The following is a 21,980-nucleotide window of genomic DNA, read 5'->3' as shown; positions in this document are numbered from 1 at the left end:
GGAGCAGGCGATGGCAATTCCCGCCTCAGTTCAAAAGGTACTGGACGACTGGAAAGTCCGCTATTCAGTTACCGATGATTTGCAAAACGAGCACGTAATGGTGGAAACCGGAAACCGGCCAGCCAACCTGGCCAAAGTGATTTTTCTGAAGGATTCAGCGGGGCTGGTGCAGGCGGTCATTCCGTCCAACCGGATTCTCGACCTGAACCTGATTTCCCATCGGCTCGGGCGCCAGTTTACCGCCGTTGGCGCAGCTGAATTAAGCCGTCTCAAACAACAGCTGGGCCTTGAAGACTTCCCGGCGCTGCCACAACTGACGGGACAGGAAAGCCTGGTCGACCAGTCACTGCTGGACTACGATCACTTGCTGATTCAGGCTGGCCAGGGCGATACCCAGCTGAAGCTGCCCGCCGACCAGTTCCGCGCCCTGACCGTCAGTTCGCACATCGGCAGCTACAGCGTGCCGGTGCAGATTGATATCCATTACAGCGACGCCGACAGCGACAAGGAAGACATTCACGCAGCGGTGCGCCAATTTACGCCATTACGTATCCAACAACGCTTGCAGGATACCCTTGATCTGCCACCGCTGCCGGAAACCGCTCACCGGATTATTGAATTACGCATCGACCCTGATGCCGACACCGTGTCACTGGCACGGGCGATCGAAACCGACCCGTCAATCAGTGCCCAGGTGATGAGCTGGGCACGTTCGCCTTATTATCGGCCCCGCGGCATGGTCAATAATGTTGAAGACGCAGTGCTGCGGGTACTCGGCTTTGATCTGGTGATGAACCTGTCACTGGGATTGTCGCTCGGGCGCAGTCTGGCGATTCCCCGCGAAGGTCCGCATGGTTACACACCATTCTGGCAACAGGCGGTGATGGGGGCGGCGCTCAACAATGAGTTGGCTCGCAAGATCAAGGGCAAGCTGCGGCCAGATGCTGGCCTCGCCTATCTGGCAGGCTTGCTGCACAACTTTGGTTTCCTGGTACTGGGGCAGGTATTTCCACCGCAGTTTTCGCTGGTGAACCGCCATATCGAAGCCAACCCGCATATCAATCGCTTCTATATCGAACGTCATTTGCTGGGCGTTTGCCGCGAACAGATTGCCGCCACGCTGTTACGCCAGTGGCAGCTGCCGGATGAAATCGTGATTGCGCTGCGCCAGCAACATAATCCGTTTTACTGTGGCAATCACGCCAACTACGCCCATCTGAACTATGTCATGACACGGGCGTTGCGACGCCATGGTTATGGCGATGGGCCCGATGAAACGCCAGACCCCAACATTCTCGAAGCCCTGGGACTGACTCTGGCAACCGTCGATGAAGTGACTTCGGAGCTGCTCAACCATGTCGGCGAGCTGAGCGAACTGGTGACGCTGCTGGAGCGCTAGTTGCTGCTCTCTGATTGCTGAAACACCTGAGTGTCAGCCAACTCCGGCATGATGGCCAGAATGCCTTGCAGGCCAAGGCGGCGTAAATGGCGCTGATTGCGCTCGGGGATTTTTTCCGGATTGGCTACCGATTCCAGCGCCTGCTCGATATCGGCTTCACGGATGATGTGTAACATCGGAAATGGCGAACGGTTGGAGAAATTGCTGGGATCGTCTGCAGCTTCTCCTTCAAAACAATAGTGCGGGTGAAAACTGGCCAGTTGCAGCTCACCTTCGTAGCCCATCTGCGCCAGCAGCTCGTCACAAATCAAATACCAGTTCCAGTATTCATCAAACGATTGCAGCAGCTTTGGAGTTACAAATAATGCCGTTGGCAATTGTTGTGGGTCGGCTTCATGAACATCCGTCAGTAACTGCATCAATTCGGCAGTCGCCTGATTGAGTGAGTCGCTGTCACACACATGAATTGCAAGGCTGGACATGACCGGATGAGCGAAGGGACACAACCCTTCGCCCACCACCAGTCGGGTGACCCAAAGACGGGTCAGCTCGGCAGGTGACATCTGCTTATTGAACAGCGTCTTTCAGGCCTTTGCCTGGCTTGAAGGCAGGTACTTTGGCAGCCGGAATGGTGATGGCTTCACCAGTCTGTGGGTTTTTACCCTGACGCTCGGCACGCTGACGAACTTCGAAAGTACCGAAGCCGATCAGGCTTACGCTGTCGCCTTCAGCCAGAGCCTGAGCGATGCGGTCAGTTACCACATTGATCACTTCTGCCGCTTTTTCCTTGCTCAGGTCAGTTTTCTCGGCGATGGCAGCTGCCAGTTCTGGTTTACGCATGAAATTTCCTCTTGGAATGATACAGGCTACAAATAGCCAGGTTACCCGGACCTGCCAGAACGGACCATCTGATGTATTCATGGTCTCTGCTGACAAACCCGCTTGGTTCTGACCGCCCAACGTGCGCTGAACGGTAAAATAATCCTGCTTACCCACAGGTAAGTATTGCCAGATGTCTCAGTGAAAAGATGGCACTGCGGGACAGCAATTCAGGTCATTCTTCAACCTGTGAAATGGGTCACAAAGCCCGTCCCACAAGCCTTGCAGGCCAGTCCGGCTGCCGGATCCGGCCGCAGGCGCCTAAGCTACTGGCCAAGGCTTCGAAAATCAATGCAAGCAGGCCTCTCACTTGCCACTATTTGTGATTTGTCGCATGCTCCGCCGCCATGAAACACCGACATTCCGCCAAATTTCTGCCAATTCTTGACTGTGGGCCAGACTGGCGCAGTCATCGAATCGCTATCCCTTGCCGTTTGCCACGCCAATGGCGGCACTGGCTTTGCGACAATGGCTCGCTGACCCGGCGGCTGCAACAGCACTCAACGGCACCATTTCGGGTCGACGTACTGGCCGAAGATCATGGTCATGCCAGCCCGCAAGAGTGCCAGGATCTGGGCTTGAGCTGGCCACAGTCGGTGTGGCGCCGCGAAGTCGCCCTGTGGCTGGGAAACCAGCTGATGGTGCGTGCCCGCACCGTCGTCCCCCACCAGCAGCTGACACAGCTCAACTATCCGCTACGGGGCCTCGGTAACCGCTCATTGGGCAGCTTCCTGTTTCGCCAACCAAACCTGCAGCGTCAATCGCTGGCAATAGCCCCATCGACCCCGGCACTGCGGCAGGAGTTCCCCTGGACCCGGCGTTCTGTGTTTGCTCTCGGTGCGGTACAGATTCTGGTTTCCGAAGCCTTTTCGATCCACTTGCTGGCACCCGTCACACCAGCATCAGCCCTGGAGTAAGTCTATGTCTGTTCGTCACCAACTGGATCGCGTTTGGCCGCTCTGGCATGAATGGGTGCAAATCACCCGCTTCAACAAGCCTGTCGGCTCCTACCTGCTGCTGTGGCCCACCCTGTGGGCGCTGTGGATCGCCGCCGAAGGCCTGCCAAGCTGGCAGAATCTGATTATTTTCACCCTCGGGGTGTTTCTGATGCGTTCAGCGGGTTGTGTTATTAACGACTATGCTGACCGCCATATCGACCGTCACGTCAAACGCACCCAGGATCGTCCATTGACGCAGGGGCGACTGACCGAAAAGCAAGCGCTGCGTGGTTTTGTGGTGCTCTGCCTGCTGGCATTCGGGCTGGTATTACTGACCAACAGCCTGACGATCTGGCTGTCATTTGGCGGGGTTTTTCTGGCCGCTCTCTACCCTTTTATGAAGCGTCACACTCACCTGCCACAGGTGTTCCTCGGCATGGCGTTTTCCTGGTCGATTCCCATGGCATTTGCGGCCGAAGCCAATCAGCTGACCACTATCTGCTGGTTGCTGTTTATTGCCAAGGTTTGCTGGACTGTCGGTTACGACACCATCTATGCGATGGTCGATCGTGACGATGATCTGAGGATCGGCGTTAAAAGTACCGCCATTCTATTTGGTGACCTGGATGTGACCATTATTGCCATTCTATTTGCGATGGCGCACATTTGTATGCTGTCAGTTGGCCTGCAACTGGAGCTGCACTGGAGCTACCTGATCGGTTGGCTGGCAGGTCTGGGGTATCTGGTGTGGCAGATCTGGGCTATTCGCAGCCGTGAACGCATGGTCTGTTTTCGCGAATTCCGTCAGGCCCACTGGTATGGTGTGATTATGTGGCTGGCCTTGATCATCAGCTACGCCATCAAGAGTTCGGTGTGAAAAAGGTTCACAAACTGCTGGCAAGGCATGACGAATGCCTGTCCCGGCGGTCAATTGTCATGAGCCTGTAACACAAGGCCAGTGTAATACGGGCCGCTTATTAAATTTGTGTGACACTTCCGTGACGAGCTTACTATGACCAAAGCAGGTAAAAGCGTCCTTATCGTGGACGACGAAGCACCTATTCGCGAGATGATTGCTGTGGCCCTGGAGATGGCCGGTTACGAATGCCTCGAAGCCGCCAATGCTCAGGAAGCCCACGCTCAGATCATTGACAGAAAACCCGACCTGATTCTGCTCGACTGGATGCTGCCTGGCACCAGTGGCGTCGAATTTGCCCGTCGTCTGAAACGCGAAGACCGCACCGCTGAACTGCCGATTATCATGCTTACCGCCAAGGGTGAAGAAGATAACAAGGTACAGGGGCTGGAAGCGGGCGCTGATGACTACATCACCAAGCCTTTTTCCCCTCGTGAACTGGTTGCCCGCCTGAAAGCGGTATTGCGTCGTTCCACCCCTCAAGGGATTGAAGAGCCAATTGAAGTCAGCGGCCTGCTGCTGGATCCGGTTTGTCACCGGGTTACGTCAAATGATAAACCAATTGATATTGGCCCAACCGAGTATCGCCTGTTACAGTTCTTCATGACCCATCAGGAGCGCGCCTACTCTCGCGCCCAGCTGCTGGACCAGGTGTGGGGCGGTAACGTTTATGTTGAAGAACGTACTGTCGATGTGCACATCCGTCGTCTGCGCAAGGCACTGGGAGAGTCGCACGAGCACCTGATACAAACTGTGCGTGGCACCGGCTACCGATTCTCGACAAAAGTATCCTGATTTGATGAACCCCATCTGGCGCAGGGAACTGCGCCGCATTGTTTACCTGATGCTGTGCGGGACGGGTATTGGCTACCTGTTCCACTATCCGCTGGCGGGTCTGAGTCTGACCCTGTTGTGCTACACCGTCTGGCACTGGATCCAGCTTTATCGCCTCAATCGTTGGCTTGAAGAAGGCCAGACCACCTTGCTGCCACGCACCATAGGTATCTGGGGTTCCGTGTTTATCCAGAACCAGCGACTGCAACAGCGCAGCCTGAAAAACCAGCAGCAACTGCAAGGCATTATTAACCGTATTCAGGATTCCACAGCAGCACTCAAGGACGCCGTGCTGATGGTCGATTCGACCGGCGCACTGGAGTTCTGGAATCAGGCCGCCGAAGGTTATCTGGGCCTGCGCAGCCCGGTCGACATTGGCCAGCCGATTACCAACCTGATTCGCACGCCGGAATTCAAATCCTACTTTGATCGTGCCGATTACCGCGAGCCTCTGACCATTCGATCACCGGTCAATCCGCAACTCTATCTACAGTTCAACATCACCCTGTTTGGCCGCCGTGATCGCCTGATTCTGGTCCACAACGTGACTCGCCTGAAGCAGCTGGAACAGATGCGCAAGGACTTCGTCGCCAACGTCAGCCACGAGCTGCGGACACCGCTGACGGTCATTTCCGGCTACGTCGAAACCATGCAAATGGGGGCTGAAATGTTGCCGCCGCGCTGGGGCCGCATGCTGCAGCAAATGAATGAACAGAGCCACCGGATGGACAACCTCATCAAGGACCTGCTGATGTTGTCGCGACTGGAAACCGGCAAGGCCGAAGATGAGGTTTATGTCGATGTTGTGGCGCTGGTGAGTGCAATTCAGACCGACGCCCGCGCCCTCAGCGGCGGCCACCATCAGGTCAACTTCGAGATTGAAGACCGTAGCACCCTGTTGGGCAACTACAACGAACTGCGCAGCGCCTTCTCCAATCTGGTCTTTAACGCGGTGAAATACACCCCGCAAGGCGGCACAGTGCAGCTACGCTGGTACCGTGATGAACGTTACGGCTACATGAGTGTGAAGGACGACGGTATCGGCATTGCCGCACATCACATTCCACGCCTGACCGAGCGCTTCTATCGCGCCGACCCAAGCCGCAGCATCGCTACTGGCGGTACCGGTCTGGGGCTGGCCATCGTCAAGCACGTGCTGATTCATCATGATGGTGAGTTGCAGATCAGCAGTGCAGAAGGCAAAGGCAGTACCTTTACCTGTCGTTTTCCGGCTCGCCGCCTGAAGGAAGTCAGCCCGGCCCTGGCTAACGAGTCCGAGCAATAAAGCGGGAAACCGCGTCAAGCTTGTCCGGGTCGTCATCGACCAGGCGGATGCGGATCTGAATGGTTTCGGCATCCGGATGCGGCTCCTGTGCCTGAATCATGCGCACAAAGCCATTCACGCGGGCGAGGATCTTCTGTTCCTCGTCTGCGATATCAATCACCGCCTGCTCCAGTAATTGCGGCACATCGCCGGTACGTTTAAACACCCCCAGCATTTCCTGCAGGCTCATATCCTTGATCACCAGCTTGGCTTCACTACCGGAGGCAAACCTGACGGTCGCCAGCCCCATTGCCCGCACACCGGGCTTTCCAGCGGTAGGGGCAGCAGCCGCGACTGAAGAAGCCGAGGCAGCAGCCAACAACGGAGAAACTTCGGTGATTGTTTTTGTTTCCTGCTTTTTGGTCAGCGCCTGATTACCGACATTGCCCATCAGTACCGAAGCCCCCCCCATATCACCACGACTGCTAACGGTGCCCGCCTGCTGGGATGGCCGTACCTTGAGATGGCGAAACACCATACGGGTCAGCTTGTCGACAAAGGAGTCACGGCTGAACGGCTTGCCAATGTAATCCGAAACTCCGGCCTCCACCGCCTTGACGACATGCTCCTTGTCGCCACGACTGGTGATCATCATAAAAGGCGTGTTCTTGTAACGTTCGTCAGAGCGCATCCATTGCAGTACCTCAATGCCGGACATTTCAGGCATTTCCCAGTCACACAACACCACATCAACCCGATTGCTGCCCAGTGCTGTCACGGCTTTACGGCCATTGATGGCTTCTACCAGGTTGCACCCCGGATACGTCTGGCGGACCGCCTTTTTGACAAGGTCGCGAATGAAGGCGGCATCGTCCACCAACAAGAAGGTTAGCTCGGCCATTAGCGGCAACTCCGGTCTGCAAATTTCTCAGTCAGACTTTCAGGATAGACGAGCCTGTGGGTATTGGCGCTCCAGCTGCCAAAGAGTGGCACCTATGACGGCTGCAGGCGGCACCAGACAGTTGAGCACCGGAATCGCCATCACCAGCGAAACCGTGGCGCCAAAGCCCAGTGCCGTCCAGCGGGTTGAGGCCACCGCCGCCTTGGTATCACGAAAATTGAGCTGATGGTTATCCAGCGTATAGTCACTGTATTGCAGTGACATCACCCAGCTACCAAAGGCGAACCAGACAAACGGCATGACCGGAATCAGCAATGGCATCAACCAGGGAATCACCAGCAAAATGATGTACCAGGGCAGGTAATACTTCATTTTGACCAGCTCTCGCCCCAGCGTCCGCAGGATCAGGGAGCGCAGCGATTCTTCCTCAACATGAATGCCGTGCATCTGCTCAATGCGGCCAGCCAGCATGCCGTAGAACGGACTCGCCAGCAGCAACAGAATGGCGGTGAAAAAATATCCCGACACCAGCGTCGACAACAACAGCGCCACCGGCACCAGAATCCAGGCCAGCCAGGCCCAGCTGCCATCCTGCAACCACTCCATTCCGGTAACCAGATTGAACACCCAGTACACTCCCAATGTCAGCAACACCAGGTTAACCAGCACCGGCAGCCATACATAACGCCGCAAGCCCGGCGTGTTAAGCATGGTAAAGCCCCGGAGAAAATAGCCCATTCCTATCAGCAAATTGTTTTTCATATGAGTTCCGTGCATCACAAAGCCACATTTTATAAGATGTCAGGCCAATGAAAGCAAAGAGCCAGAACAATGACGCCGGACCGACTCGAACGGGTACTGACGACCCTCAACCGCCGCCAACCGGATCTCACCGTAATTACCGACGAGGTTTACAAATCACACAACCTCGCTGCGATCGCCAGAAGCTGTGATGCCTTCGCAATCCAGGATATCCAGGTGGTCTGGCCAGGCTCCAGCTACCGTTTGAGCAACGCCACTTCCGCCGGTTCCGAAAGCTGGATTGATGTGAACACCCACGCCGATATCCAGACCGCTATTGGCGATCTGAAGCAGCGCGGCTTCAAGGTCGTTGCCGCCCATCTCACCGACCGTGCCATCGATTTCCGCCAATACGATTTCACCCAGCCCACCGCCGTATTGATGGGCGCAGAAAAAGAAGGCGTCAGTGACACCGCCGCCGAGCTGGCTGACGAACACCTGATTATTCCGATGTTTGGGATGGTGCAGTCGCTCAATGTCTCGGTCGCCGCCTCCATCATCCTTAATGAAGCAGCACGCCAGCGTGAAGCCGCTGGCATGTTCGATCAACGCCGCCTCAGCGATGAGCGCTTCGAGCAACTGCTGTTCGAATGGTGTCAGCCCAGTGCAGCCAAACTCTGCCAGAAATACCAGCTTCCCTACCCGGCCTTGCGGGAAGATGGCGAAATTGCCGACCCGCAGGCGTTCTCACAACTGATCAACAACGCCGACTAAAATCCCTGTTGGCGATATCACCCATGAGGCGTGTGAGATATATCGCACACGCCCTGTGCGACATCTAGGTTTAAACCTGCACGCCAACCGACAAGCCTGCCATAAGAAATATCCAAGCATTTGAATTTAAACAAGTTTTCACAATAGCCATATTTTTCAAATGGATTTAGTACACATCTCGTACAAACAAGTCTTGCAACACTTTGATACATTACTCCTACAGGGACGACATGATCAGGACGATCATCAAGGACTTGCCAAGAAGGTAAAATACTCAGGATGAGTACTGGCCAGGAGGCCACAGGAAAGGAAACCACGACAGGACCTCAGCAGACTCAGGATGAGTCGAGGGAAGTGGATGTCAGCCAGGATGGCTGAAGCACGGAACGCGCAAGGACGACAGGTCAGGAGACCTCAGGAAAGGATACCGCAGACAGGATGTCTGGCAGACTCAGGAAGAGCCTGCAAGGGAATGGGAAATAGCCAGGACGGCTAGCAGGGACGATACAGGGATGACGGGTCAGGAGACCGCTGACAGGGAGAGCCGGGACAGGATGTCCGCAGGATTCAGGAAGAGTTCTGCTAAAGGATAAGGATGATGGCCAGGATGGCCGATGCAAGGAATGCGCAGGGAAGATTGGCCAGGATGCTTACCAGGAAGGCAAAGGGACAATCAGCGATGGAATTGCGCAGGGATGACTGTGGAATAGGATAGTTCCAGGGTGCTGTGGCGGCCGGAACAGGATGTACTAGCCGCCCAATTTTTCTCTCAGTTTCCTTTCTGGAAACGTTCTGCCATTACCCCCAACACGATAAACCCGACAGTAATTGTCAGGCCATACCATTGGCCAGGAATATGTAACAGGCCACGCGCCAGTATTGGCACAATCCAGACAGTCAGCGCACCGTATCCAAAGGTACACAGAGCGATAAACGCTGCTACCCTCACAACCACCCAATAACGCCGCACCAAACGCCTGACAGAGCCGTTGATGCGGTCTCCGAAGATCACCAGCAAGGTGGCAACCAGCGCCAGGGCAACCTGACTGTTATAAGGCCGAATCCAGCCCGTCAAAGTGTAAAGCAGATCCATCATCCATCGGTTCCTCAAAATCGCAATGAGTACTGCATGACTGAATAACGGGCATAAAAAAACCCGCATAAAGCGGGTTTTTTAGATTTGGTGCCGGCACCAAGAGTCGAACTCGGGACCTACTGATTACAAGTCAGTTGCTCTACCGACTGAGCTATACCGGCAAGTGGGCGTGGATATTACGCGCCGTTTTCGAACCCGTCAACACTTATTTCCATAAAAATCAGTTTGATAGCTGATTTTTATTCGTCGTCTTCTTTATGAGCCTTTTCTTCCATTTCTGAAATCGAGCTGTGACGAACGTCAGCACCGCTAACCACGTAAATCACCTGCTCGGAGATATTACGGGCATGGTCACCAATACGTTCAATCGCACGCAGAATCCAGAGGATGTTGATCGCCTGGGTGATGGAACGTGGATCTTCCATCATATAGGTAATCAGCTCACGCAGCGCCGCAGAATACTGCTGGTCAACCAGCTTGTCGTTACGAACCACGTCCAGTGCACCGTCAACATCACAGCGGGCGAAAGCATCCAGCGCACCACTGATCATCTTGCCGATTTCAACACCCATGTAGCGAATCGACTGCTGGCAATAACCAGACGAGTTGCCATTCACTTCCAGTGCATGAACTGCGATTTTGGTGGCTTCGTCACCAATACGCTCCAGGTCACGAACGACACGGGATACCGCCAGCACCATCCGCAGGTCGGATGCTGCTGGCTGGCGACGCACCAGAATCTGGGTGCATTCACGGTCGATCTGGACTTCCATCTTGTCGACATCATCTTCACGGCGAATGATTTCATCAGCCGGTGATGTGTCGCCAGTCGTGATGGCGTCAATCGCACTGGCGACCTGACGCTCAACCAAACCACCCATCTCCATCATCTGGCTGCGGATGGCTTCCAGATCGGAGTTGAACTGTCCGGAAATATGCTGGTTAAAACCAATTTCCATTGAGGTACCGGAAGTAGGCAAGACGCACTCCTTTAGCCGAATCGGCCGGTGATATAAGCTTCCGTCAGGGTATGCTCTGGCGTCGTGAAGACCAGGTCGGTCGGATTCACTTCAATCAGCTGTCCCAGATGGAAATACGCTGTACGTTGGGAAACCCGCGCTGCCTGTTGCATCGAGTGCGTTACAATGGCAATCGTGTAGTTTTCCCGTAATTCATCAATCAGTTCTTCAATTTTAGCAGTTGCAATCGGGTCCAGCGCGGAACAGGGTTCATCCATCAGAATAACTTCCGGATCTACCGCGATGGTACGGGCGATGCATAGACGCTGCTGCTGACCACCAGACAGGCCGGTACCCGGCGCATGCAAACGGTCTTTTACTTCATTCCACAAACCGGCGCGCTGCAAACTCTTTTCGACCACTTCATCCAGCTCATCACGATGATGTACCAGACCGTGAATCCGCGGGCCATAGGCGACGTTGTCGTAAATCGACTTGGGGAACGGGTTAGGCTTCTGGAACACCATGCCGACCCGTGCCCGCAGCGGCACAACGTCCATTTTCGGTGCGTAGATGTTTTCATCATCAAGCAGGATTTCACCTTCGATACGGCAAATATCAATGGTGTCGTTCATCCGATTAAGACAACGCAGGAAGGTGGATTTACCACAACCTGATGGGCCAATCAGGGCAATTACCTCGTTGGCACCAATATCCAGGCTAACGTCAAAGATTGCCTGCTTTTCGCCATAAAAAACACGGACATCCCGTGCCTTCAGTTTGGGATTCTCACTGAACGGCTGGCCGTCGGTCTTGTGGTTTTCAATAATACTCATACAAAAATCCTGAAATATTTCTTACCAGCGACGTTCAAGTCGGCGACGGAGCATAACAGCCGCGGTGTTCATTACGACCAGGAATGCCAGCAGTACAATAATGGCTCCAGAAGTACGTTCTGTGAAAGCCTGCTCCGGACTGTCAGACCAGAGGAAAATCTGTACCGGCAATACGGTCGCCGGATCATTGATAAATCCGGGCACGTCGACCACAAACGCAATCATACCAATCATCAGCAGAGGTGCGGTCTCACCCAGCGCCTGCGCCATACCAATAATGGTACCCGTCAGCATACCGGGCAATGCCAGCGGCAGCACATGGTGGAACACCACCTGCATACGAGAGGCCCCCAGCCCCAGCGCAGCCTCACGGATTGACGGCGGTACCGCCTTGATCGCAGCACGGCCGGAAATAATGATGGTTGGCAGTGTCATCAGAGTCAGTACCAAACCACCAATCAGCGGCGTCGATCGTGCGACACCAAAAATATTGATGAAAATAGCCAAACCTAACAGACCAAAAGTAATACTTGGAACGGCCGCCAGGTTGTTGATATTGATTTCAACAATCTCGGTAATACGATTTTTTGGCGCGAACTCTTCCAGGTAAATCGCTGCCGCCACACCAATCGGGAATGACAGTGCAAAGGTCACCAGCAAGGTCAGGAAGGTTCCCATGATGGCACCATGGACGCCGGCCAACTCTGGCTCACGGGAATCACCGTTGGTGAAGAAGCTGACGTTAAAGCGGGTTTTCAGGCGACCTTCATCCAGCCACTGCTGTGCCCACTCGGTTTGCTTCTCACTCAGACGGCCATGCCTGCCTTTCTCATGGTCATGCTTGAGCCACTGATCAATTTCGTCATCCATAATGAGCTCAACGGTCACCGTATCGCCCAACAGATTGGGGTTATTCACCACCAGCTGCTGCAGCTGCCAGTGAGCGCCGACACTGACCATGCTGTAGAGATCACGACGTTCAGAGCGACCGGAAGGCTGCATGCTCTCCTTCAGATACTCCTTGATCAGACCTTCATAGTCACCGTTCAGCAACTCGCTTTCCGGCGACTGGCGACTGAGGCCGAGGAAGTCCTTGTCGAGGTAAATATCGGTGGTCAGCACCGTTTGCTCAAAAGCCGACAAACCTTTCGAAAGAATGTTGCCGAACAGCACCACCAGACACAGCAAGCCAAACAGAATGGATGCCATGCCATAGAGGCGGAAGCGGGTTTCGGCACGCCGACGGCGTGCCATGCTGCGCTCGACCTTGACGCGAGTGCTCAGGCTTTGATCAGTCATACTGCTCCCGGTACTTCTGTACCACTTTCAGGGCAACAAAGTTCAGACACAGGGTCACCAGGAACAACACCAGTCCCAGTGCAAACGCGGCCAGCGTCTTGGGTGAATCGAACTCCTGGTCACCGACCAGCAAGGTCACGATCTGTACGGTTACCGTGGTGACGCTTTCCAGCGGGTTAGCGGTCAGGTTGGCGGCCAGACCAGCGGCCATGGCGACAATCATGGTTTCACCGATCGCCCGCGATACCGCCAGCATCACGGCACCCACGATACCTGGCAGAGCTGCTGGCAAAACCACCTGACGAATGGTTTCGCTGCGGGTTGCGCCCAGACCATAACTGCCATCACGCAGTGACTGTGGCACAGAGTTGATAACGTCGTCAGACAGTGATGACACAAACGGAATAATCATCACGCCCATCACCAGACCAGCGGCCATGGCGCTTTCGGAAGACACATCCAGGCCGATACCGGCACCGGCATCGCGCAGAATCGGCGCCACTGTCAGGGCAGCGAAGAAGCCATAAACCACGGTCGGGATACCGGCCAGAATTTCCAGTGCAGGTTTGGCGTAGTTACGAATACGCGGCGTTGCATATTCAGACAGGTAAATAGCCGCCATCAAACCAATCGGCACCGCAATCGCCATTGCAATCACGGAAATCAACAAGGTACCGGTGAACAGCGGAATCGCACCAAAGCTGCCGCTGGAACCGGATTGATCAGCACGCAGCGCCACCTGTGGTGACCACACGGTACCAAACAGGAAATCGAAGACATTGACCTTGCCAAAGAACTGCCAGGCTTCAAACAACACGCTGCTGAGAATCCCGATGGTGGTCAGTACCGCAATACCAGAGCTTGCAAACAGCAGCCCCTTGATTATGCCTTCCACCTCATTACGGGCGTTACGTTGAGGAACCAGACGCCCCAGGGTCAGGGCAAAACCGGCCAGCGCCAGCGCGATGATCACACCACTGCTGATCAACTGGTTGCGTGCCTGCAATTCCACCAGATGCAGTACCGCTGGTGCCAGCGTCGGGTCATCCTGCAGATCCGCACCATTGGCAAGGTTGTGCACTTTACTGATGGCCAGCTGAACGGCCGTGCTGCCATGCTCAACAACCGCAGCAGGCAAGTTGGCGGTCACCAGGGAATCAATGACAGGATCATCAACCAGGCCCCAGATCAGCATCAACAACAAGGGCGGTAAACAGGTCCAGAGGGCCAACATGGAACCATAGTGGCTTGGCAGGGAAGAAAGGGTCGATGTGGACGCCATTGTCCTTGCACGCCCCTTGCCGATCAGAAAAGCAGCAATGCAGAACACTGCAAGAATTAGTAGCAGGTAGCTGAATGTCATTGGACAAGCCTGGTGGTTAACTTATACCGGTTATGGTTATCAGAATATTGAGACGGCGCGACTCCCCCCCAAGAGGGAACCGCGCCGTTCGAATGACAACCTCTGACGGTGATCAGAGAGTCTTCAGAGCCTTGGTGTCGGCCTCAACCTGTTTGCGGCGAGATTCTGCCATTGGAATCATGCCTTTGTCTGCAAGATATCCGTCTTCACCAATAGCACGCTTGGACACGAATTCAGCCAGGTATTCTTCGATACCAGGAATCACGCCAACGTGTGCTTTCTTCACGTAGAAGAACAGTGAACGGCTGATAGGGTACTTGCCATCAGAGATGTTGTCGAAGGTTGGCTTCACGCCATCGATAATGGCGCCCTGAACCTTGTCCTGGTTCTCTTCCAGGAAGCTGTAACCAAAGATACCGAAGTAGTCTGGGCTGGCTGCCAGTTTCTGCACGATCAGGTTGTCGTTTTCACCGGCTTCAACATAGCCACCGTCTTCACGCAGACCATGACAAACAGCCTTGTACTTGTCCTTGTCGGTCTTTTTCAGCGCTTCGATGGACTCAAACTGGGAACAACCGCCTTCCATTGCCAGTTCAACGAATGCATCGCGGGTACCGGAAGTTGGTGGAGGACCCAGCACCTTGATTGGGGTGTTTGGCAGTGCAGGGTTAACCTGCTTCCAGGTCTGGTACGGGTTTTCAATCAGGGCACCGTCTTTACCAGGAACCACTTTGGCCAGCGCCAGGAAGATATCTTTCAGGCTCAGCTGAACGTTTTCTACCGCAGCAGAGTGAGCGAATACGATACCGTCGAAACCAATGGTCACTTCAACGATGTCTTTCACGCCATTTTTGGCACACAGCTCAACTTCAGATTTCTTGATCTGACGAGAAGCATTGGTGATGTCTGGAGTGGCATCGCCGACACCAGAACAGAACAACTTCAGACCGCCACCAGAACCGGTAGATTCAACCTTTGGGGTACGGAAGCCGGTGGATTTACCAAAACGTTCCGCAACCACTGTGGAAAACGGGTAAACAGTGGAAGAGCCAACGATGCTGATGTAATTACGTTCAGCCATGGCTGTAGAACTAAGCACAGACGCCAGAAGCAGGGCGCCAGCTGCAAGAGTATGTTTCATGCTCTTTCCTTTGTTTCTAGGTTAGAACCTGCACACCGTGGTCAGGCCAGCGGCGAAGTTTTTCAAAAGCGTGTTACACGCTGATGACGCGCCGCCATACTGTTGCATTTTTATTACATTAAAATGACAGCCGGACAATTGTTTGCAAATTCGTCAATGCAGGTAGACCGAAATAGCCCAAACGGGAAGGCGCCGGTATTGCGGCGACCCAAAAACCAGTAAACTGCGCGCAAAAGAATTCGAACAGAGCATCGTTAATGAAAGCCAGATCAAAAGAAGACTGCGCCCCTTCACCAGATGGCGAACTCACCCTCAGGCTTATCCCCACTCGCGGTGATGCCAACGTCCATGGTGACATCAGTGGTGGCTGGGTTGTCTCACAGATGGACCATGCAGCCGAAACGGTTGCCAGCCGGGTTGCTCATGGCCGGATTGCCAATGTGGCACTGGAGTCAGTGGTGTTTATGTCGCCGATCCGTATCGGTGCAGCCGTCTGTTTTTACACCCGCCTGCTGGAAATCGGCTCCTCCTCAATTCGCATTGCGATTGAAGTCTGGACCCAGAATCCCGCAGAAGACGAACGCCGCAAGGTCGTCGATGCCGTGTTTGTGTACGTAGCGATTGATGATGCCGGACGAATCCGGCGCGTGCCCAAATAGGCCAGCAGAGAAACCGCTGCAAAGCAGTAGCTGGCCAAGCAAAGCGGGCCGCTGCCCGCATCGCTACAGGAGGGTCAGTTTGGCAAAACTGACCACCAGCCATTTGCTGCCCGCGTCGTCAAAGTTCACCTGTATTCGCAAGCCGGGGCCCTGCCCTTCGTAGTGCAGCACGGTGCCTTCGCCAAACATCTCATGAAACACCCGCTGTCCCAGCGGATAAGGCACGTCGCCCATTAACGACGGCTTTGACGGTGCTCGTTCACGGGCGGTGACTGGCCGGGTGACGGTGTTTTTCAAACGCACTTCGTCAATTAATTGCGAGGGGATTTCGCGAATAAAGCGTGATGGCGTACTGTAGTTTTCCTGGCCATGCAAACGGCGGCTTTCCGCATGAGTCAGCACTAACTGCTCCATCGCCCGGGTGATCCCGACATAAGCCAGCCGGCGCTCTTCTTCGAGACCATCGGCTTCGTCCATCGACATCTTGTGCGGAAACAGGCCTTCTTCCATGCCCGCCAGTACGACCTGAGGGAATTCCAGACCTTTGGCCGAGTGCAGCGTCATCATTTGCACGGCGTCATCGTATTCTTCAGCCTGACCTTCACCGGCATCCAGTGCAGCATTATCAACAAACTGCGCCAGCGGGCTGGCCTCTTCATCACTGCCTTCAAACAGCTTGGCGGCGTTGACCAGCTCCTCAAGGTTTTCAATCCTGGCCTGGCCCTTTTCACCTTTTTCTTTCTGGTGATGGGGAATCAAACCGGACTGCTGGATGACGTTATCCACAATCTCGTGCAGTTCGAGCTCCTCCAGCCCCACGCTGAGCTCGTCGACCAATTCCAGGAATCCGGCAACCGAACTGGCGGCCCGTTTTGCCAGGCTGCCCTGCTGCAATATCAACTGGCAGGCCTGCCACAAGGAACAGCCCTGATCCCGTGCGACCGAGCGCAACAGATCAAGGGTCTTTTCACCAATCGCCCGGCTCGGTACGTTAATCACCCGCTCCATCGCTGCATCGTCGTTGCGATTCAACAACAGCCGCAGGTAGGCCACCGCATTCTTGATTTCCAGACGCTCGTAGAAGCGCTGACCACCATAGATACGGTACGGTATTCCAGCCCGCAACATGGCTTCTTCGAGCGTACGGGACTGGGCATTGGAGCGATATAGAATCGCCATCTCGGTGCGCTTGCGACCCTTGCGGGTCCAGGCATCAACCTGGTCGGCGATATAACGGGCTTCGTCCTGCTCGTTAAAGGCTCTGTACAACCGGATGTGATCCCCTGCTGCACCATCGGTGATGAGGTTTTTCCCCAGGCGACCGCTGTTGTTGGCGATCACGGCGTTGGCGGCAGCGAGAATATTAGCGGTCGAACGGTAGTTTTGTTCGAGCTTGATCAGCTCGGCGCCAGGAAAATCCTGCTGGAAATTGCGGATATTGCCGATGTTGGCGCCACGCCAGCCATAAATTGACTGGTCATCATCGCCGACCGCCATCACGGAGACGGAATCCCCGGCCAACAAGCGAATCCAGGCGTACTGGATATTGTTGGTATCCTGAAACTCGTCCACCAGAATATGGCTGAAACGCTGCTGATAATGCTGCAACAGCTCCGGGTTATGGAGCCAGAGTTCATGAGCCCGCAACAGGATTTCACCGAAATCCACCATACCACTCTGCTGACAATGCTCTTCGTACACCTGATAGAACTGCTGTAAGGTACGCGCAAACGGGTCCGCCGACGGGATCAAATGTGCAGCCCGACGGCCTTCGTCTTTCTGCTCATTGATGAACCATTGCAACTGACGCGGCGGATAACGGCTTTCGTCGATGTTATTGGCTTTCATCAGACGTTTGACCAGCCGCAGCTGATCGTCACTGTCGAGAATCTGGAAATATTGCGGCAATTTGGCTTCGCGCCAGTGCTGTTTCAACAAACGGTGCGCCAGCCCGTGAAAGGTTCCCACCCACATACCATTGGCGGGAATCTGTAACAGCTGTTCGAGGCGGCCTTTCATTTCGCGGGCGGCCTTGTTGGTAAAGGTCACCGCCATCACCCCAAAAGGCGACACCTGCTCTACTTTCAGAAGCCAGGCAATGCGGTGCACCAGAACCCGGGTTTTGCCGGAACCGGCACCGGCCAGCACCAACTGATGACGACTACTGGCAGCCACGGCATTACGCTGGGCATCGTTTAACTGATCGACAAGTAATGAAATATCCATGGCAGCAGTCTATCAAATTGAGTCCAACAACAAGGAGTCGTCAATTTACCTGTTTTTTTATACAGCATCCAATTTGTATAGGGACTCAGTCTGCCCCAGGCCGTATAATCGTTTCCCTGAGGTTAAGAATCCGGAACGATTACTGTGATAAACAGCCCAATATTGGCACAAATTTCCAGCTCCATTCCGCAGCTGCGCAAGTCGGAAGTCAAGGTAGCGGAATATGTTCTCAAGGCCCCCGAGCAGGTAGTCCACATGCGTATTGTCGACCTCGCCCAGGAAGCCCAGGTCAGCGAGCCAACCATCGTGCGCTTTTGCCGGGCGATCGGCTGTAACAGTTTCCAGGAATTCAAGGTTCGGGTGGCGCAGGAGATAGCCATCTCCAACAACATCGGCCAGTTTGCCATTGCCGACAGCGACAGCATCGAAGAACTCTGCAGCAAGATTGCCGACACCACCATCCAGCGTCTGCATCAGGTCAAAACCCAGCTGAACGCCCATCAGGTTGGCGAAGCCGCCCGCGTCATGAGTATGGCAACACGAGTGGAATTCTACGGTTTTGGCGCCTCGGGAGCGGTCGCCACCGATGCCCAGCACAAGTTCTTCCGCCTCAACGTTGCTACTGCGGCTTACAGCGATCCCCACATGCAGGCAATGTCTGCCGTCACCCTGGGCAAGAACGACGTTGCCGTCGCCATCTCCCAGAGCGGCCGCACCCGTGACCTGCTCAACACCATCACGCTGGCGCAACAACACGGCGCCCACGTGGTCAGCCTGGCACCAGCCAATACACCGGTAAGCCGCGCTGCCGATCTGCCGATTCACATCAATATCGACGAAGACACCGACCAGTTTACGCCGATGACGTCACGCATCGCCCACCTGATGGTGATTGATATGCTGGCGGTTGCGGTAACCCAACAACGCGGCCCGGAGTTTGCTCACCACCTCAGCAATATCAAACGCAGCATCAAGTCATTGCGACTGGATCATGGCCACGACGCACTGGAAACAGCCGGTGTTGGCAAGACTCGCAACTGATTTTAAGGAAAATTTGCGTCAAAGCTGGCAAATACGGTAACCCGCGCCAGCCTTGTCACTCTCCTGCAACCTCGACCATAAAAAATCCTCTGAGTATTTCCACTATCACGAGGAAGAGAAAATGGACGCTGCGATCAAGTTCGAAACCCATGAAGAGGTTGTTAGCTTTGATGCCGATGGCAAGGTCGTTGTAAACAAGGAAAGTCAGTTATCCCCGAAGCTGGTTGCGCGTCGTGCAATCGAGGCCCATCTGGAACGCAAAAAGCTGGAGAAAGATCTCTCCGATTATTACAACCTGGACGACAACTGATCGTCATAGCGGCCGGGCTCGTTTGAGCCCGGCAAGATATCAAACAGAATGCGGCTGCTGCAGCCATCCCATCCGACGATATATCTTGCCCAACAACCAGGCTGGGCCAATCAATAAAAACTGCACGTCGACAAAGAAAGAGGGCCTTTTGCCTTCGACCTGATGACCAATAAACTGCAGTATCCACAGCACTACAAAGACCGCACCATATAAGCCCCAACTCCCTTGCAGCCAGTCATGAGTCAGGATACACAGCAAGCTGAAGACCAGCATGCCTATGGCGATTACGGCCGATAGACGCCAGTAGAAAACCGTCACCGCCAACAGCACCGGCACCAGCCAGAGCCCCTCGGGCCAGTCAGCCGGTGACGGGATCAAATAGATAAAGCCAACCACCACCCAATAGATCAACGGCACACAGAGCCAATGAATCAGTTTGTTAAATGTGTGTTGATGGCTTTCGCCATAGAGATCAAACCACTGTTGAAGCGTGCGAGCCTGCGGCTGGTTATTCATGGTTCCACCACCTGAATCAAACGTTTGTTTCAATCTGATGGTTATTAATCACGGCGACAAGTAAAAGCAACGCTGGTAACTGTTAATGTCCCGTTCTGCAACAAGCCGATGGAATATCAAACGGGTATAAAAAAACCTGGCCGAGGCCAGGTTTTTTCAGAGAGTTGGGAATCTCGTTGGTATTACTTACCAGTGAACTCTGGGTAAGCTTCCATACCACATTCGGAGATATCCACACCTTCGTATTCGGCTTCTTCGCTGACGCGCAGACCCATCACAGCCTTGATGACCAGCCAGGTGATGAAAGACGCTACGAATACCCAAACAAAGATGGTCAGGGCGCCAACCAGCTGGCCCATGAAGGTTGCATCAGAGTCGGACAGCAGTACTGCGAAGATACCCCACAGACCTACAACACCGTGAACAGAGATCGCACCCACTGGATCGTCGATTTTCAGCTTGTCCAGAGTCAGGATGGAGATCACCACGATCAGACCACCGATGAAACCAATCACAGTCGCCAGGAATGGAGATGGATCAGCAGGTTCTGCAGTGATCGCAACCAGACCAGCCAGAGCACCGTTCAGACACATGGTCAGGTCGGCCTTGCGGAACAGAATGAAAGCCAGCAACAGAGCACCAACCAGACCACCGGAAGCAGCAGCATTGGTGTTAACAAATACAGAGGCTACTTCGTTGGCAACGCCGATACCGGACAGCTGCAGAGTAGAACCACCGTTGAAACCGAACCAGCCCATCCACAGGATGAAGGTACCCAGAGTTGCCAGCGGCAGGTTGGCACCAGGAATCGCACGGATTTCACCGTTAGGACCGTATTTGCCTTTACGGGCACCCAGCAGAATCACACCAGCCAGAGCAGCAGTTGCGCCCGCCAGGTGAACAATACCGGAACCGGCGTAGTCGGAGTAGCTCAGATCGAACATGCCGAAAACAGAAGAACCACCCCAGGTCCAGGAACCTTCCATTGGGTAGATGAAACCAGTCATCACCACGGCGAAAGCCAGGAAAGACCACAGCTTCATACGCTCGGCAACGGCACCGGAAACAATAGACATGGCAGTTGCAACAAACACTACCTGGAAGAAGAAGTCAGAAGCGCCGGAGTAAGGCAGAGAAGCGTCTTCGACACCATTACGGAAATCAGCCTGTGCAGACAACACGCCGGCAACCGCTTCGTCAGTCATGGAAGCAACGCTATCAGTGCTGTTCAGGAAGAAGCCGCCGCCGTACATCAGTTCGTAACCACAGATCAGATACATGGTACAGGCAACCGCGAACAAGGCGATGTTCTTGGTCAGAATTTCAGTTGTATTCTTGGAGCGAACCAGACCCGCTTCCAGCATGGCGAAACCAGCCGCCATCCACATAACCAATGCGCCAGTCACCAAAAAGTAGAAGGTGTCCATGGCGTATTGCAATTCGTATACTTGGTTTTCCATTCTAAGCCCCCCGCATCAGGCTTGATTGAATCTGTTTATTTAGGCAAATGCCGTTTGCTTACAGTGCGTCAGCACCGGTTTCGCCGGTACGAATGCGAACAACCTGTTCCAGATTGGTCACGAAAATCTTGCCATCGCCGATCTTGCCAGTGTTGGCTGCCTTGGTGATTGCTTCGATGACCTTGTCAGACAGATCGTCAGCAACAGCGACGTCAATCTTCACTTTTGGCAGGAAATCAACCACGTACTCTGCACCACGGTACAGTTCGGTGTGACCTTTCTGACGACCAAAGCCTTTGACTTCAGTCACGGTGATACCTTGAACACCGATTTCAGACAGCGCTTCACGCACGTCGTCCAGCTTGAACGGCTTGACTACAGCAGTGATGAGTTTCATAGGGAAAACTCCTTTTATCTAGGGTTTTAAA

At 54.3% G+C, this 21,980-nt stretch carries 23 protein-coding genes and 1 tRNA gene; 9 read left to right on the top strand and 15 right to left on the bottom strand.

The genetic code is table 11. The annotated features are described in order from the left end of the window. The first annotated feature begins 10 nt into the window (after positions 1–10). Positions 11–1,399 (top strand): HDOD domain-containing protein, encoded by a 1,389-nt coding sequence (locus K6123_RS02240; protein WP_221793676.1) that lies wholly within the window; start codon positions 11–13, stop codon positions 1,397–1,399. Here K6123_RS02240 and K6123_RS02235 read toward each other — a convergent pair. Together K6123_RS02235 and K6123_RS02230 are read right to left on the bottom strand one after the other, a co-directional pair. After that, entirely contained in the window at positions 1,396–1,962 is a 567-nt protein-coding gene (locus K6123_RS02235) for a DUF1415 domain-containing protein (protein ID WP_221793674.1), read from the bottom strand. The two genes, K6123_RS02240 and K6123_RS02235, sit on opposite strands and share 4 nt — an antisense overlap. A gap of 4 nt (positions 1,963–1,966) precedes the next feature. Beyond that, positions 1,967–2,239: an HU family DNA-binding protein gene (locus K6123_RS02230; RefSeq protein WP_221793672.1), complete on the bottom strand. Its 273-nt coding sequence runs from the start codon at positions 2,237–2,239 to the stop codon at positions 1,967–1,969. 386 nt (positions 2,240–2,625) lie between these two features. Here K6123_RS02230 and K6123_RS02225 point away from each other — a divergent pair, with 386 nt between their 5' ends. The 4 genes from K6123_RS02225 to phoR all read left to right on the top strand — a co-directional run bounded on the left by K6123_RS02225 (position 2,626) and on the right by phoR (position 6,251). Next, positions 2,626–3,195: a chorismate--pyruvate lyase family protein gene (locus K6123_RS02225; protein WP_221793670.1), complete on the top strand. Its 570-nt coding sequence runs from the start codon at positions 2,626–2,628 to the stop codon at positions 3,193–3,195. A gap of 4 nt (positions 3,196–3,199) precedes the next feature. Then, positions 3,200–4,093, top strand: coding sequence for a 4-hydroxybenzoate octaprenyltransferase (gene ubiA / locus K6123_RS02220; protein WP_221793668.1), 894 nt, complete (start codon positions 3,200–3,202; stop codon positions 4,091–4,093). 135 nt (positions 4,094–4,228) lie between these two features. After that, positions 4,229–4,927, top strand: a complete 699-nt coding sequence (gene phoB, locus K6123_RS02215) for a phosphate regulon transcriptional regulator PhoB (RefSeq protein WP_221793666.1) — start codon at positions 4,229–4,231, stop codon at positions 4,925–4,927. A gap of 4 nt (positions 4,928–4,931) precedes the next feature. Continuing rightward, complete coding sequence (gene phoR, locus K6123_RS02210) at positions 4,932–6,251, top strand: phosphate regulon sensor histidine kinase PhoR (protein ID WP_221793664.1); 1,320 nt, start codon at positions 4,932–4,934, stop codon at positions 6,249–6,251. Here phoR and K6123_RS02205 read toward each other — a convergent pair. Then, the gene (locus K6123_RS02205) at positions 6,232–7,131 is read right to left on the bottom strand and encodes a response regulator (protein ID WP_221793662.1); all 900 of its coding nucleotides are present in this window, start codon (positions 7,129–7,131) and stop codon (positions 6,232–6,234) included. The two genes, phoR and K6123_RS02205, sit on opposite strands and share 20 nt — an antisense overlap. Positions 7,132–7,170: 39 nt before the next feature. Beyond that, positions 7,171–7,893, bottom strand: a complete 723-nt coding sequence (cysZ, locus tag K6123_RS02200) for a sulfate transporter CysZ (RefSeq protein WP_221793660.1) — start codon at positions 7,891–7,893, stop codon at positions 7,171–7,173. Between the two features lie 69 nt (positions 7,894–7,962). Here cysZ and trmH point away from each other — a divergent pair, with 69 nt between their 5' ends. Beyond that, positions 7,963–8,646, top strand: a complete 684-nt coding sequence (gene trmH / locus K6123_RS02195; protein WP_221793658.1) for a tRNA (guanosine(18)-2'-O)-methyltransferase TrmH — start codon at positions 7,963–7,965, stop codon at positions 8,644–8,646. 769 nt (positions 8,647–9,415) lie between these two features. On the opposite strand, the gene K6123_RS02190 is transcribed toward trmH, so the two are convergent. The 7 genes from K6123_RS02190 to K6123_RS02160 all read right to left on the bottom strand — a co-directional run bounded on the left by K6123_RS02190 (position 9,416) and on the right by K6123_RS02160 (position 15,340). After that, positions 9,416–9,742 (bottom strand): DUF3392 family protein, encoded by a 327-nt coding sequence (locus tag K6123_RS02190; protein ID WP_246624564.1) that lies wholly within the window; start codon positions 9,740–9,742, stop codon positions 9,416–9,418. Positions 9,743–9,827: 85 nt separating this feature from the next. Further along, positions 9,828–9,903: transfer RNA gene (locus tag K6123_RS02185), tRNA-Thr, on the bottom strand. A gap of 78 nt (positions 9,904–9,981) precedes the next feature. Beyond that, the gene (gene phoU / locus K6123_RS02180) at positions 9,982–10,722 is read right to left on the bottom strand and encodes a phosphate signaling complex protein PhoU (protein ID WP_425517694.1); all 741 of its coding nucleotides are present in this window, start codon (positions 10,720–10,722) and stop codon (positions 9,982–9,984) included. 11 nt (positions 10,723–10,733) lie between these two features. Next, entirely contained in the window at positions 10,734–11,537 is an 804-nt protein-coding gene (gene pstB / locus K6123_RS02175; RefSeq protein ID WP_221793656.1) for a phosphate ABC transporter ATP-binding protein PstB, read from the bottom strand. Between the two features lie 21 nt (positions 11,538–11,558). Next, on the bottom strand, positions 11,559–12,836 hold the full coding sequence (pstA, locus tag K6123_RS02170; RefSeq protein ID WP_221793654.1) for a phosphate ABC transporter permease PstA: 1,278 nt from the start codon (positions 12,834–12,836) through the stop codon (positions 11,559–11,561). Further along, entirely contained in the window at positions 12,829–14,199 is a 1,371-nt protein-coding gene (gene pstC / locus K6123_RS02165) for a phosphate ABC transporter permease subunit PstC (RefSeq protein WP_221793652.1), read from the bottom strand. Before pstC ends, pstA begins: the two co-directional genes overlap by 8 nt. Positions 14,200–14,311: 112 nt before the next feature. Continuing rightward, positions 14,312–15,340: a PstS family phosphate ABC transporter substrate-binding protein gene (locus K6123_RS02160; RefSeq protein ID WP_221793650.1), complete on the bottom strand. Its 1,029-nt coding sequence runs from the start codon at positions 15,338–15,340 to the stop codon at positions 14,312–14,314. 257 nt (positions 15,341–15,597) lie between these two features. Here K6123_RS02160 and K6123_RS02155 point away from each other — a divergent pair, with 257 nt between their 5' ends. Next, on the top strand, positions 15,598–15,999 hold the full coding sequence (locus K6123_RS02155; protein WP_221793648.1) for an acyl-CoA thioesterase: 402 nt from the start codon (positions 15,598–15,600) through the stop codon (positions 15,997–15,999). 63 nt (positions 16,000–16,062) lie between these two features. Here the strand turns inward: K6123_RS02155 and uvrD are convergent, their stop codons facing one another. Beyond that, on the bottom strand, positions 16,063–18,225 hold the full coding sequence (gene uvrD / locus K6123_RS02150) for a DNA helicase II (RefSeq protein ID WP_221793646.1): 2,163 nt from the start codon (positions 18,223–18,225) through the stop codon (positions 16,063–16,065). 147 nt (positions 18,226–18,372) lie between these two features. On the opposite strand from uvrD, the gene K6123_RS02145 reads away from it, so the two are divergent. Both K6123_RS02145 and K6123_RS02140 read left to right on the top strand, forming a co-directional pair. After that, positions 18,373–19,266 (top strand): SIS domain-containing protein, encoded by an 894-nt coding sequence (locus K6123_RS02145; RefSeq protein ID WP_425517697.1) that lies wholly within the window; start codon positions 18,373–18,375, stop codon positions 19,264–19,266. A gap of 121 nt (positions 19,267–19,387) precedes the next feature. Continuing rightward, positions 19,388–19,576: a PA3496 family putative envelope integrity protein gene (locus K6123_RS02140; RefSeq protein ID WP_221793642.1), complete on the top strand. Its 189-nt coding sequence runs from the start codon at positions 19,388–19,390 to the stop codon at positions 19,574–19,576. 39 nt (positions 19,577–19,615) lie between these two features. On the opposite strand, the gene K6123_RS02135 is transcribed toward K6123_RS02140, so the two are convergent. The 3 genes from K6123_RS02135 to glnK all read right to left on the bottom strand — a co-directional run bounded on the left by K6123_RS02135 (position 19,616) and on the right by glnK (position 21,949). Beyond that, complete coding sequence (locus K6123_RS02135; RefSeq protein ID WP_221793639.1) at positions 19,616–20,092, bottom strand: Mpo1 family 2-hydroxy fatty acid dioxygenase; 477 nt, start codon at positions 20,090–20,092, stop codon at positions 19,616–19,618. Positions 20,093–20,274: 182 nt separating this feature from the next. Further along, positions 20,275–21,552 carry an ammonium transporter gene (locus tag K6123_RS02130; protein WP_221793637.1) on the bottom strand — a complete coding sequence of 426 codons (1,278 nt, stop codon included), beginning with the start codon at positions 21,550–21,552 and terminating at the stop codon, positions 20,275–20,277. A gap of 58 nt (positions 21,553–21,610) precedes the next feature. Further along, entirely contained in the window at positions 21,611–21,949 is a 339-nt protein-coding gene (gene glnK, locus K6123_RS02125) for a P-II family nitrogen regulator (RefSeq protein ID WP_221793635.1), read from the bottom strand. Positions 21,950–21,980: the final 31 nt, after the last annotated feature.

It is taken from the genome of Oceanobacter mangrovi (assembly GCF_019740315.1).
Classification (GTDB): domain Bacteria; phylum Pseudomonadota; class Gammaproteobacteria; order Pseudomonadales; family Oceanobacteraceae; genus Oceanobacter; species Oceanobacter mangrovi.
The sequence above is the reverse complement of the archived record's forward strand: the minus strand, read 5'-3'. Positions and strand labels throughout refer to the sequence as shown.

Excerpts from the sequence above, each read along its gene's own strand:
- K6123_RS02240 (WP_221793676.1), top strand. The coding sequence starts at position 11 with ATGGCAATTCCCGCCTCAGTTCAAAAGGTACTGGACGACTGGAAAGTC.
- K6123_RS02235 (WP_221793674.1), bottom strand. The coding sequence starts at position 1,962 with ATGTCACCTGCCGAGCTGACCCGTCTTTGGGTCACCCGACTGGTGGTG.
- K6123_RS02230 (WP_221793672.1), bottom strand. The coding sequence starts at position 2,239 with ATGCGTAAACCAGAACTGGCAGCTGCCATCGCCGAGAAAACTGACCTG.
- K6123_RS02225 (WP_221793670.1), top strand. The coding sequence starts at position 2,626 with ATGAAACACCGACATTCCGCCAAATTTCTGCCAATTCTTGACTGTGGG.
- ubiA (WP_221793668.1), top strand. The coding sequence starts at position 3,200 with ATGTCTGTTCGTCACCAACTGGATCGCGTTTGGCCGCTCTGGCATGAA.
- phoB (WP_221793666.1), top strand. The coding sequence starts at position 4,229 with ATGACCAAAGCAGGTAAAAGCGTCCTTATCGTGGACGACGAAGCACCT.
- phoR (WP_221793664.1), top strand. The coding sequence starts at position 4,932 with ATGAACCCCATCTGGCGCAGGGAACTGCGCCGCATTGTTTACCTGATG.
- K6123_RS02205 (WP_221793662.1), bottom strand. The coding sequence starts at position 7,131 with ATGGCCGAGCTAACCTTCTTGTTGGTGGACGATGCCGCCTTCATTCGC.
- cysZ (WP_221793660.1), bottom strand. The coding sequence starts at position 7,893 with ATGAAAAACAATTTGCTGATAGGAATGGGCTATTTTCTCCGGGGCTTT.
- trmH (WP_221793658.1), top strand. The coding sequence starts at position 7,963 with ATGACGCCGGACCGACTCGAACGGGTACTGACGACCCTCAACCGCCGC.
- K6123_RS02190 (WP_246624564.1), bottom strand. The coding sequence starts at position 9,742 with ATGATGGATCTGCTTTACACTTTGACGGGCTGGATTCGGCCTTATAAC.
- pstB (WP_221793656.1), bottom strand. The coding sequence starts at position 11,537 with ATGAGTATTATTGAAAACCACAAGACCGACGGCCAGCCGTTCAGTGAG.
- pstA (WP_221793654.1), bottom strand. The coding sequence starts at position 12,836 with ATGACTGATCAAAGCCTGAGCACTCGCGTCAAGGTCGAGCGCAGCATG.
- pstC (WP_221793652.1), bottom strand. The coding sequence starts at position 14,199 with ATGACATTCAGCTACCTGCTACTAATTCTTGCAGTGTTCTGCATTGCT.
- K6123_RS02160 (WP_221793650.1), bottom strand. The coding sequence starts at position 15,340 with ATGAAACATACTCTTGCAGCTGGCGCCCTGCTTCTGGCGTCTGTGCTT.
- K6123_RS02155 (WP_221793648.1), top strand. The coding sequence starts at position 15,598 with ATGAAAGCCAGATCAAAAGAAGACTGCGCCCCTTCACCAGATGGCGAA.
- uvrD (WP_221793646.1), bottom strand. The coding sequence starts at position 18,225 with ATGGATATTTCATTACTTGTCGATCAGTTAAACGATGCCCAGCGTAAT.
- K6123_RS02140 (WP_221793642.1), top strand. The coding sequence starts at position 19,388 with ATGGACGCTGCGATCAAGTTCGAAACCCATGAAGAGGTTGTTAGCTTT.
- K6123_RS02135 (WP_221793639.1), bottom strand. The coding sequence starts at position 20,092 with ATGAATAACCAGCCGCAGGCTCGCACGCTTCAACAGTGGTTTGATCTC.
- K6123_RS02130 (WP_221793637.1), bottom strand. The coding sequence starts at position 21,552 with ATGGAAAACCAAGTATACGAATTGCAATACGCCATGGACACCTTCTAC.
- glnK (WP_221793635.1), bottom strand. The coding sequence starts at position 21,949 with ATGAAACTCATCACTGCTGTAGTCAAGCCGTTCAAGCTGGACGACGTG.